The organism is Variovorax sp. E3, assembly GCF_016082275.1.
In the GTDB taxonomy this organism is placed as follows: domain Bacteria; phylum Pseudomonadota; class Gammaproteobacteria; order Burkholderiales; family Burkholderiaceae_C; genus Variovorax.
In genome coordinates this window covers 35,280-46,670 of record NZ_MOWM01000048.1, presented here as the reverse complement: position 1 = coordinate 46,670, position 11,391 = coordinate 35,280, and the positions used below count along the sequence as shown (strand labels likewise).

The 11,391-nt window shown below is 68.5% G+C and carries 8 protein-coding genes and 3 pseudogenes; 10 read left to right on the top strand and 1 reads right to left on the bottom strand.

Annotation, left to right across the window (positions count from 1 at the left end; all coding sequences use genetic code 11):
* The 5 genes and pseudogenes from BMG07_RS18270 to BMG07_RS44165 all read left to right on the top strand — a co-directional run.
* A pseudogene (locus BMG07_RS18270) lies at positions 1-241 on the top strand (ATP-dependent helicase); the annotation flags it as partial.
* Positions 242-454: 213 nt separating this feature from the next.
* On the top strand, positions 455-1,528 hold the full coding sequence (locus BMG07_RS18265; protein WP_198085750.1) for an NAD/NADP-dependent octopine/nopaline dehydrogenase family protein: 1,074 nt from the start codon (positions 455-457) through the stop codon (positions 1,526-1,528).
* Positions 1,518-2,521 (top strand): annotated as a pseudogene (locus BMG07_RS18260) (3-hydroxybutyryl-CoA dehydrogenase). The gene BMG07_RS18265 and the pseudogene BMG07_RS18260 overlap by 11 nt, the downstream one beginning before the upstream one ends.
* The gene (locus BMG07_RS18255; protein WP_198085749.1) at positions 2,518-3,318 is read left to right on the top strand and encodes an alpha/beta fold hydrolase; all 801 of its coding nucleotides are present in this window, start codon (positions 2,518-2,520) and stop codon (positions 3,316-3,318) included. Before BMG07_RS18260 ends, BMG07_RS18255 begins: the two are co-directional and overlap by 4 nt.
* 127 nt (positions 3,319-3,445) lie before the next feature.
* A complete protein-coding gene (locus BMG07_RS44165; RefSeq protein ID WP_307867000.1) occupies positions 3,446-4,198 on the top strand; it encodes a zinc-binding alcohol dehydrogenase family protein in 753 nt (250 codons plus the stop codon).
* Between the two features lie 32 nt (positions 4,199-4,230).
* Here the strand turns inward: BMG07_RS44165 and BMG07_RS18245 are convergent, their stop codons facing one another.
* Positions 4,231-4,746, bottom strand: coding sequence for a MarR family winged helix-turn-helix transcriptional regulator (locus BMG07_RS18245; RefSeq protein ID WP_198085748.1), 516 nt, complete (start codon positions 4,744-4,746; stop codon positions 4,231-4,233).
* Positions 4,747-4,851: 105 nt separating this feature from the next.
* Here BMG07_RS18245 and BMG07_RS18240 point away from each other — a divergent pair, with 105 nt between their 5' ends.
* The 5 genes and pseudogenes from BMG07_RS18240 (at position 4,852) to BMG07_RS18220 (ending at position 11,384) form a co-directional block, all read left to right on the top strand.
* Positions 4,852-7,044 carry an indolepyruvate ferredoxin oxidoreductase subunit alpha gene (locus tag BMG07_RS18240; RefSeq protein WP_198085747.1) on the top strand — a complete coding sequence of 731 codons (2,193 nt, stop codon included), beginning with the start codon at positions 4,852-4,854 and terminating at the stop codon, positions 7,042-7,044.
* 4 nt (positions 7,045-7,048) lie between these two features.
* Positions 7,049-8,551 (top strand): indolepyruvate oxidoreductase subunit beta family protein, encoded by a 1,503-nt coding sequence (locus BMG07_RS18235; RefSeq protein WP_198085746.1) that lies wholly within the window; start codon positions 7,049-7,051, stop codon positions 8,549-8,551.
* Between the two features lie 20 nt (positions 8,552-8,571).
* Positions 8,572-9,563 (top strand): annotated as a pseudogene (locus tag BMG07_RS18230) (2Fe-2S iron-sulfur cluster-binding protein).
* Positions 9,564-9,582: 19 nt separating this feature from the next.
* Positions 9,583-10,896 carry an aromatic ring-hydroxylating dioxygenase subunit alpha gene (locus BMG07_RS18225; protein ID WP_198085745.1) on the top strand — a complete coding sequence of 438 codons (1,314 nt, stop codon included), beginning with the start codon at positions 9,583-9,585 and terminating at the stop codon, positions 10,894-10,896.
* The gene (locus BMG07_RS18220; protein WP_198085744.1) at positions 10,896-11,384 is read left to right on the top strand and encodes an aromatic-ring-hydroxylating dioxygenase subunit beta; all 489 of its coding nucleotides are present in this window, start codon (positions 10,896-10,898) and stop codon (positions 11,382-11,384) included. The genes BMG07_RS18225 and BMG07_RS18220 overlap by 1 nt, the downstream gene beginning before the upstream one ends.
* The last annotated feature ends 7 nt before the right edge of the window (positions 11,385-11,391 follow it).

The following is an 11,391-nucleotide window of genomic DNA, read 5'->3' as shown; positions in this document are numbered from 1 at the left end:
CAACGCCGGTTTCGGCGGCGGCCGTGACGAAGGCGGTGGCGGTTACGGCCGCAAGCCGGGCTGGGGCGACAGCGCCCCGCGCGGCGGCAACGGCGGTGGCCGTGGCGACTTCGCTCCCCGCGAAGGTTTCGCACCCCGTGAGGGCTTCGCACCCCGCGGCAATGGCGCCGGTCACGGCGGCCCGGGCAAGGTGTTCGTGCCCCGCGACGCGCAAAAGCGCGCGTTCAAGCCCACCCGCTGATCCCGCCCGCCGAGCGGCCTGACCGGCCGCTTCGCCCCCCGAAGCCCGCGTTTCTCACGAACGCGGGCTTTTTCATTTCGGGTTTCCGAGCAGTCCGGTGCTGTCAAATTTGGTTGACACCTGAATCGATGAAAAGTAATGTAATAGCGCATTGCTTCCCCGGGTCCGTCCTGCGGCCGCCGGTTCATCGACACCTGCTTTTCGACTTTCGACATGAAAATTGCGATTCTTGGGGGTGGTCACGGCGCCTACGCGGCCGCCGCCGACCTGTCTGAAACCGGCCACGAGGTGCGCCTGTGGCGCCGTGACGCCGCCGCGCTCGAACCTGTGGTCCGCGCCGGCGCGATCACGCTGAAAGACGCGGCCGGCGTGCGCGAGGTGCCCATCGCGCTGGCCACCGCCGACATCGGCGCGGCGCTGAAGGGCGCCGAGCTCATCGTCATCCCGACGCCTGCCATTGCCCAGCACGACATCGCGCTCGCCATGGCGCCGCACCTCGTCGACGGGCAGGTCGTGTTCCTGCCGCCGGGCACCTTCGGCAGCTATGTGATGGCAAGGACGGTGAAAGACGCCGGCAGCCGCGCCGACGTCGCCTGGGCCGAGACCGGCACCTTGCCCTACCTGGCGCGCAAGCACGGCGAGCGCGAGGTCAACGTCACCATCCGCGCCATCCGCCTGCCCACGGGCGTCTACCCGGCGCGCAAGGAGGCGCAGGCCATCGAGGTGATCCGCCGCGCGTATCCGGCCGTGCACGGCTGCGGCGACGCGCTCTCGGGCGCCCTCATGAACGCCGGCCCCGTCATCCACCCGCCGCTGATGGTGATGAACGCCGCGCCGCTGCAGCACTTCGAGCGCTGGGACATCCACAACGAAGGCACGCAGCGCGCCGTGCGCGACGTGACCGACCGGCTCGACCAGGAACGCATGGCCGTGCGCGAAGCCTTCGGGCAGGGCGCGCCGCACTATCCGCTGGCCGACCACTACAACAACGACCAATGGATGTACGGCGACGCGCACAAGCAGCTCGTGAAGTCGGGCGACTGGCGCGAGAACATCGACCTGCACACGCACCGCTACATCACCGAAGACACCGAGCTCGGCCTCGCCTTCCTGGCCTCGGCCGCGCGCCATGCGGGCGTGGATGCGCCCATTGCGCACGGCCTGCTGGCCATCGTCGGCGGCTTCCTCGGCCGTGATCTGCGGCGCGGCCCGCGCACCTTCGAGGCGCTGGGCCTTGCCGGCCTGAGCGCGACGCAGCTCAAGCAGAGGCTGCACGATGGCGAATGACGCCGCGCCGCCCCGCTTCGCCGCCGTCGGCGCGGGCCGCATGGGGCGCGGCATCGCGATCGCGTTCGCCTACGCCGGCCACCGCATCGCGCTGATCGACCTGCGCCGGCGCAGTGCCGACGCCTGGCAGCGCCTGCGCGACGAAGCAAAGGCCGAGATCGAAGCCAGCCTCTCGGGCCTTGCGCAACTCGGCGTGATCGATGCGTCGCAGATCGAGCGCATTGCCGCGCGCGTGGAATACGTCAACGCCGAAGCCGCTCCGCAGGCATTGGCCGCCGCCGAACTCGTGTTCGAAGGCGTGCCCGAAACCATGGAGGCCAAGCGCGAAGCCTTCGCGCAGATCAACCGCGATTGCCGCGACGATGCGATCCTCACCTCGACCACCAGCAGCATCCTCGTGACGCAGCTGGCCGCGATCGTGCGGCTGCCGGAGCGCTTCCTCAACATGCACTGGCTCAACCCGGCGTATGTGATTCCGGTGGTCGAACTCAGTTGCCACCCCGGCACCGACGCCGCCGTGCTCGCGCGCACCAAGGCGCTGATGGAACAGATCGGCAAGCTGCCCGTGGTCTGCGGCGCATCGCCCGGCTACATCGTGCCGCGCCTGCAGGCGCTGGTGATGAACGAGGCCGCGCGAATGATCGAGGAGGGCGCCGCCACCGCCGAAGAAATCGACAAGGCCACGCGCTACGGCCTGGGCCTGCGCTTCGCGGCGCTGGGCGTGGTCGAGTTCATCGACTTCGGCGGCTGCGACATCCTCCATCACGCGAGCCGCGAGATGTCGGTCTCGCTCGACAAGGGCCGCTACACCGCGCCCGCCATCGTCGGGCGCATGGTCGAGGAAGGGCGGCTCGGCCTCAAGAGCGGCAGCGGCTTCTACGACTACGAGGCCGCGACGTTGCCGCCTACCGGCGCGACGTGCTCTCGCGCACGCTCGGCGAACTGCGGCACGCGGGCCTGTGGCGCGCACCGGCCGACGAGACCTTGTCATGACCGCCATTCGCCGCGCCTTCGCGGACCTGTCGGTGGGGCAGGTGCACTACGCGGCGTGCGGCGAGGCAAGCGCGCCGCCCGTGCTGCTGCTGCACCAGTCGCCGCGCAGCTGGGCCGAGTACCGCGCGGTGCTGCCGCTGCTCGGCGCGCATCGGCGGACCATCGCGATGGACACGGCCGGCTTCGGTGATTCCGAAGACGGCGGCGTGCCCGCGAGCATCGCGCAATGGGCGCGTGTCGCCTGCGAATTGCTCGATGCGCTGAACATCCGGCAGGCCGACTTGGTCGGCCATCACACGGGCGGTGTCGTGGCGGTCGAGCTGGCTGCGGCATTCCCCGATCGCGTCCGCAGCCTCGTGCTGTCATCGACGCCTTTCACCGACGAAGCATTTCGGCTGGCGCGCGCGCAGCGGCCGCCCATCGACGAGGTCGCTCCGAGTGAAGACGGCACGCATCTCGCGGCGCTGTGGCAGAAGCGCCAGGGCTTCTACCCGCCGGGCCGCCCCGATCTGCTCGAAGCCTTCGTGCGAGACGCATTGAAGGTCGCACATGTCGAGGCAGGCCACCGCGCCGTGGCGTCGTACCGCATGGAAGACCGCATCGGCACCGTCAAACAGCCCACGCTGATCGTGCGCGCCACCGACGACCCGTTCGCCGCGCCGCATGCCGCGGAGCTGCGGCACCAGCTGCCGCACGCACGCATCGTCGACATCGAAGGCGGCATGGTGCCGCTGCCCGACCAGATGCCCGACGCCTTCGCGCGCACGGTGCTCGACTTTCTGGCGACGCTGCGATGAAGGCCGTTCGCATTCACGGCTTCGACGCGGTGCCGGTGCTCGAAGAGGTGGCCGACCCGCTCGCAAGGCCGGGCCGCACGCTCGTGCGGATGGAGGCCGCGACGGTCGGCCACATCGATCGCACGGTGTGGCGCGGCAGCTTCCTGCGGCATCCGCCGTTGCCTTACACGCCGGGCGCGAGGCGGCGGGCGTCGTCATCGCGAGTGAACGCTACGACGTCGGCCAACGCGTGTGGCTGCGCGGCAGCGGCCTGGGCACGCTCTTCGACGGCACCTGGTGCGAGCAGATCGATGCGCCCGACGAAGCGCTGGGCCTGTTGCCGGACGGCGTGCCGATGACGCTCGGCGCGGCGTTCTTTTCACCGACGACATCGGCATGGGTGGCGCTGCACGAAGTCGCGAAGCTGCAAGCCGGCGAGCAGGTGCTCGTGACCGGCGCGAGCGGTGCCGTGGGCTCGCTCGTGGTGCAACTCGCGCGTGAGGCAGGCTGCGAAGCCGTGGCGGTAGATCCGGCTGCCGAGCCACCTTCAATGGCCAGCGCGGATCTGCTGATCGATACGGTGGGCGGCGATGTGCTCGCGAAAGTCCTGCCTGCCGTGCGCCCCGGCGGACGCGCCGTGCTGGTCGGCTACACCGCCGGCCCGACGCTGCGGCTGGACATTGCTCACTTCCTGCAACGCGATGTGGCGTTGCTGCCCCTGAACATGTTTCGACGTGAATCAGAAGGCCGTGCCGCCGCGCCCGATCTGCTGGCAAGGCTGGCCGATGGCCGCCTGCATCTCGACGTACAGCCGTTCGCGTTGGCGGACGCGGCAGCCGCGCTCGGCTGGATCACGCAGCGCGGCCATCGCGGCCGCGCCGTGCTCGTGCCTCGTCTCTGAAGAAGCGCGCGCGAACGGCGCGCGCCCATCCTTCAGTCTTCCTCTGGCCCTCCGACGGGTACGTGCACGTGCAGGTCGATCATCTGCCGCAGCGTCTGCTTGAGCTCTTCGGCGCGCCGCAGGCCGAAGGGTTCGAGCACGCGGCGCTCATGGTCGCGCGCGAGTTCCATCAGGTGCTCGACCGCCTTCAGCCCCTTGCGCGTGATGCGCACCAGCGTGATGCGGCGATCACTTTCGTGGGGCAGGCGCTCGACCTGACCGCGCGCTTCCATGCGGTCGAGCAGGCGCGTCACCGTCGGTTGCTTGGTCACCGTCACCTGCGCGAGCTGGCCGATGCTGACGGGCTCGCTGCCTGCAAGAGACGCCATCACGCGCCACTCCGACACCGAGAAGCCCTGCTGCCGCGCGACCTCGTGGAACTCCGACGAAATCAACTGGCTGGCCTGCGCCAGCAGCGCCGGCAGGTAGTCGTCGACGAAGCGATGCGAAGGAGCCTGCGCTTCAGCCACGAACGCACCCCGCGCATGTGTCGGGCACGCTGTTTGCATGTCTAGGGTAATTCATGATTGTGGATACATTCATTTGTCAACATTATAGGAAGCGTGATGTGGCAACTGATGCCCATCCTCCCACGATAGAGAACAAGGACCCACATGGCTGAGCGTTCGTTCGTCGAAGAAGTCAAGAAGCTGCGGCTTTCTGGCGGAGATGTGTTTCGTGGAGAGGGCATTCTGGCCGTCACCAAGGCCCTGCTCGAATCCGGGGTTTCCTATGTGGCGGGCTACCAGGGCGCGCCCATCTCGCACCTGATGGACGTGCTGGCCGATGCGCAGGACATCCTGGCCGAACAGGGCATCCGCTTCGAGAACAGCGCCAGCGAAGCCACTGCCGCGGCCACGCTGGCGGCATCGGTCAACTACCCGCTGCGCGGCGCCGTCACCTTCAAGGCCACCGTGGGCACCAACGTCGCGTCCGACGCGCTGGCCAACCTGGCATCGGGCGGCGTCACCGGTGGCGCGCTCATCATCGTGGGCGAGGACTACGGCGAGGGCTCGTCGATCATGCAGGAGCGCAGCCATGCCTTCGCGATGAAGTCGCAGATCTGGCTGCTCGACCCGCGCCCCAACCTGCCGAGCATCGTCGACGCGGTGAAGCAGGGCTTCGATCTCTCGGAGGCCAGCAACACGCCCGTGATGCTGCAGCTGCGCATCCGTGCGTGTCACGTGCACGGCCACTTCATCGCGGGCGACAACAAGCGCGCCAAATTCACGCTGAAAGAAGCGCTCGAGAACCCGCAACGCGACGTCGGCCGCATCGTGCTGCCGCCCGCGAGCTTCGTGCACGAGCAAGAGAAGGTGAAGGACCGCTGGCCTGCCGCCGTGCGCTTCATCGAGGAGCGCCAACTCAACGAGTTCTTCTCGGAAGACGCCGACGACATCGGCATCATCGTGCAGGGCGGCAGCTACAACACGCTGCTGCGCGCGCTCGAGCGCCTGGGCCTGGCCGACGTGTACGGCAACACGCAGGTGCCGCTGTATGTGATGAACGTGGCGTACCCGGTCATCGAGAGCGAGGTCATCCGCTTCTGCGAAGGCAAGCGCGCGGTGCTGATCGTGGAAGAGGGGCAGCCCAACTTCGTCGAGCAGAACCTCGCGACCATCCTGCGCCAGGCCGGCTCGGCGACCGCGCTGCACGGCAAGGACATGCTGCCGGTGGCCGGCGAGTACACCGCCGCCGAATTGCTGAAGGGCGCGCGCAGCTTCTGCGAACACTACGGCCGCCTCGCGCCGCAACCCGTGCCGGCGCCCGTGCGCAAGGTGATCCCGTTGATGGAAGTCGCCGCGGTCGGCGTCGATGCGGCGCCCGAGCCCGCATTGCCTTCCACCGCGCTGGGCGAGGTGGTCCATGCACGCCCGCCGGGTTTTTGCACCGGCTGCCCCGAGCGCCCGATCTTCAGCGCGATGAAGCTGGTCGAGCGCGAACTCGGTGCGCACCACGTGAGCGCAGACATCGGCTGCCACCTGTTCTCGATCCTGCCGCCCTTCAACATCGGCAACACCACCATGGGCTACGGCCTGGGCGGCGCGGGCGCTTCCGCGCTCAACGCGCCGGCCGGCAAGCGCGCGATCTCGATGATGGGCGACGGCGGCTTCTGGCACAACGGGCTCACGAGCGGCGTGGCCAACGCGGTGTTCAACAAGAGCGACAACCTCACCATCGTCGTCGACAACAACTACACCTCGGCCACGGGCGGGCAGGACATTCTTTCGTCGAACGCCGTCAACAAGACGCGCAGCACCGGCCACGAGATCGAGCGCGCCGTGCGCGGCGTGGGCGTCGAGTGGGTCAAGACACTGCGCCGCACCTACGACGTGGCCGGCATGCGCGACGCGCTGAAAGAAGCGCTCACCACCCAGGCCAAGGGCCCCAAGGTGCTGATCGCGCAGTCGGAATGCATGCTCAACAAGCAGCGGCGCGAGAAGCCGCTGGTGCGCAAGGCCATCGCCGACGGCAAGCGCATGGTGCGCGAGAAGTTCGGCGTCGATTCCGACACCTGCACCGGCGACCACTCGTGCATCCGCCTGTCGGGCTGCCCGTCGCTGTCGATCAAGCCCAACCCCGACCCGCTGCGCACCGACCCCGTCGCGACCGTGCTCGACAGCTGCGTGGGTTGCGGCGTGTGCGGCGAGGTCTCGCATGCCGCCGTGCTGTGCCCTTCGTTCTACAAGGCGCAGATCGTTAGCAACCCGAGCCGCTGGGACATGCTGCGCGAACGCGTGCGCGCCGCCGTCATCGGCTGGCTGCAGCGCGGTGAAGCACGCCGGCGCGAAGCCTATGCGTTCTGAAACCATGAGCACCGCGCAACCCATCAAGATCGCGATCCTCGCCATGGGCGGGGAGGGCGGCGGCGTGCTGGCCGACTGGATCGTCGACATGGGCGAGGCCAACGGCCATGTGGCCCAGACCACGTCGGTGCCGGGCGTGGCACAGCGCACCGGCGCGACCATCTATTACGTCGAGCTGTATCCGACCGTGCGGGCAGACGCCGATGGCGGCAAGCCCGTGCTCGCGCTGATGCCGCTGCCCGGCGACGTCGACGTGGTGCTGGCGTCCGAGCTCATGGAAGCGGGGCGCGCGGTGCAGCGCGGCCTGGTCACGCGCGACCGCACCACGCTGATCGCCTCGACGCACCGCGTGTTCTCCATCGCAGAGAAAAGCGCGCTCGGCGACGGGCGGGTCGACAGCGGCCAGTTGCTCGCGCACACGGGCAAAGCCGCCAAGCGCTTCATCCGCTTCGACATGGCACAGGCGGCCGAGGCTTCGGGCAGCGTGATCAGCGCCGTGCTGTTCGGCGCGCTCGCGGGCTCGGGCGTGCTGCCGTTCAGCCGGGCGCAGTTCGAGGCGACCATCGAGCGCGGCGGCGTGGGCGTGAAGCCCAGCCTGAAGGCCTTTGGCGCGGCGTTCGAGCGTGCGCAAGGCGGCGACGACGGCGAACCCGCGGCGCAGGCCGCCGCGGCCGCACCGGCCCCGCAGCCGCGCCATCCGGCCGTGCGCGCGCTGGTCGAGCGCGTGCAGCGCAATTTTCCGGAAGCCGCGCAAGACCTGCTGCTCGAAGGCGTGCGCCGCCTCATCGACTACCAGGACCCGGCGTATGCGGGCCTGTACCTCGACCGCATGGCGGCCGTTGCGGCGCTGCCGGCCGGCGACCACCGCCTGCTGCGCGAAACCGCGCGCCACCTGGCGCTGTGGATGTCCTATGAAGACACGGCCCGCGTGGCGGCCCTGAAGACCCGCGCCACCCGTTTCGAGCGCGTGCGCGGCGAGGCGCGCGTGCAGCCCGGCCAGGTGCTGGCCATCAACGAGTACATGCATCCGCGCCTGCAGGAAATCTGCGAGACGCTGCCCGGCGGCATCGGCCGCTGGCTCATGGGCTCGACGATGCCCAAGAAGCTCGTCGAGCGCTTCACGCAGCACGGCCGCGTGATCCAGACCAGCTCGTTGCGCGGCTACCTCATGCTGCGCACCGTGGCGGCATGCAAGCGCTGGCGCCTGTCGACCATGCGCTATGCCGAGGAGAACCGTCGCATCGAGGAGTGGCTGCAACGCATTGCCACGACCGCGCAGCGCAACCCCGAACTGGCCGTGGAGCTGGCGCAGTGCCAGCGGCTCGTGAAGGGCTACAGCGACACGCACGAACGCGGCATCCGCAACTACGACACCGTGATGCGCGCCGTCGAGCGCGCCGGCGCGGCGCTGGCGCCGGCCACCTTGCGCGAGCTGCGCGACGCGGCGCTGGCCGACGAACACGGCCACAAGCTGCAGGCCGCGCTGGCGCAGCACGCACTGGCCTGAAGAGACGAGACAAGACGACGATGACCGCACCCACAGCCACCCTCTCACTGCGCGTTGTCCAGGCGCAGCCGCTGAATCCGCTGATCCGCATGCTGCGCCTGCGCGCCGAGGACGGCCGCGCGCTGCCCGGCTTCGCGGCCGGCGCGCACATCCGCGTGCAGGTGTCGCTGCCCGACGGCAAGACCGACTGGCGCCACTACTCGCTCATCAACTTCGGCACCGCGCGCAACGCCACCACGCGCCGACGGAATACGTCATTGCCGTGCGCAAGGAGGCCGAAGGCCGCGGCGGCTCGCGCTTCATGCATGAGCAGCTGAAAGAAGGCGACACCCTCGCCATCGAGGCGCCGAAGAACGACTTTCCGCTGCACACCGGCCCGGGCGGCTCGGTGCTGGTGGCCGGCGGCATCGGCGTGACGCCGCTCGCCACCATGGCCGCGCGCCGCCGCGCCGAGGGCGCCGCCGTGCGCATGCACTACGCCGGCCGCAGCCGCGACCTGATGGCCTTTTTGCCCGAACTCCAAACCCTGCTCGGCGACGACCTGCGCGTGCACACCGACGCCGAAGCCGGTGGCCCGCTCGACATCGACGCGCTGCTCGACGACTGCCCCGCGGGCGACCGCCTCTACGTCTGCGGCCCCAAGGTCATGCTCGACGCCGTGCTCGCGCGCACCCAGGCGCGCGGCTGGGAACACGACCGCGTGCACTTCGAGCTGTTCACCGAACCGGTGGCGGAAGCGGGCGACCAGCCCTTCGAGGTGGAGCTCGCCCAGTCGGGCCAGCGCTTCACGGTGCCGGCCGACCAGAGCATCCTCGACTGCCTGATCGAGAACGGCTGCGACCCGATGTTCGACTGCAAGCGCGGCGAATGCGGCGTGTGCGCCGTGCCCGTGCTCGAAGGCGAGATCGAACACCGCGACTACGTGCTCACCGCCCGCGAGAAGGCGGAAGGCAACGTCATGCAGATCTGCATTTCGCGCGCCAAGGGTGCGCGCCTGGTGCTGGACATCTGAAGCAGGAGCCATGAGAACCATGACCTCGTACCGAGACAACCCCGACGCCGTTCGCGCGCTGGTGCGCAACGACCGCGTGCACCGCGACCTGTACACGAGCCAGGAGCTGTTCGAGCTGGAGCAGGAGCACTTCTTCGCGAACACCTGGAACTACGTCGGCCATGAAAGCCAGTTGCCGAAGCCGGGCGACTGGATCAGCAACGAGATCGCGGGCCGGCCGCTGATCGTGGTGCGCCACGCCGACGGCAGCGTCCGCGTGATGATGAACCGCTGCGCCCACAAGGGCTCGCGGCTGGTCAACGGCCCGTGCGGCAACACCGGCAAGTTCTTTCGCTGCCCGTACCACGCCTGGACCTTCAAGACCGATGGCGCGCCGCTGGCAATTCCGCTGAAGACGGGCTACGAGCACACGCAGCTGCACGAGTGCGAGTCGGGCAAGGGCCTGACCACGGTGAAGCATGTGCGCAGCCACCGCGGCTTCATCTTCGTGAAAATCAACGACGCGGGGCCGGACTTCGACGAATACTTCGGCGATTCGCTGAGCTCGATCGACAACATGGCCGACCGCTCGCCCGAAGGCGAACTCGAAATCGCGGGCGGCTGCCTGCGCTTCATGCACCAGTGCAACTGGAAGATGTTCGTGGAGAACCTCAACGACACCATGCATCCGATGGTGGCGCACGAGTCTTCGGCCGGCACTGCCAAGCGCATGTGGGCCGACAAGCCCGAAGACGAACCCAAGCCCATGGCGGTGGAGCAGTTCGCGCCTTTCATGTCGGACTACAAGTTCTTCGAGGACATGGGCATCCGCACGTACGACAACGGCCACAGCTTCACGGGCGTGCACTTCAGCATCCACAGCAAGTACAAGGCGATTCCCGCATACGACGACGCCATGAAGGCGCGCTACGGCGAGGAGAAGACGGCGCAGATCCTCGGCATGGCGCGGCACAACACGGTGTACTACCCGAACCTGACGATCAAGGGCGCGATCCAGGCGATTCGCGTGGTGAAGCCGATCTCCGCCGACAAGACGCTGATCGAGAGCTGGACCTTCCGGCTGAAGGGCGCGCCGCCGGAACTGCTGCAGCGCACGACGATGTACAACCGGCTCATCAACTCGCCGTTCTCCGTGGTGGGGCATGACGACCTGCAGGCCTATCGCGGCATGCAGGCGGGGTTGCATGCGAGCGGCAACGAGTGGGTCAGCCTGCATCGCGACTACGACGCCTCGGAGCTTGCGGGCGGCGAGATCACCACCGGCGGCACCAACGAGCTGCCGATGCGCAACCAATACCGCAGCTGGGTCGCGCGCATGACGGAGACCATGTGATGGCCGCCGCCGACATTTCCTGCCAGGACCTGATCGACTTCGTCGTGAACGAAGCGCACCTGCTCGACACGCGTCGGTACGAGGAGTGGAACGCGCTCTTCACCGACGACGCGTTCTACTGGATCCCGCTCGTGCCGGACCAGGAAGACGGGCTCAACCACACCTCGCACCTCTACGAGGACAAGCTGTTGCGCGACCTGCGCATCGAGCGCCTGAAGAGTCCGCGCGCTTTTTCGCAACAGCCGCCGAGCCGTTGCCACCACCTGCTGCAAGTGCCGGTGGTCGAGCAATTCGACGCCGAGGCCAACCGCCATGTGGTGCGCACCGAGTTTCACTACACCGAGTCGCAGGGCGACGAGCTGCAGTTCTATGTCGGCACCTTCTTTCATCACCTCACGGTGCGGGACGGCGCGCTGCGCATGACGCTCAAGCGCGTGAACCTGCTCAACTGCGACGCGGCCCTGCCGGCCGTGCAGCTTTTCATCTAGGGACGCG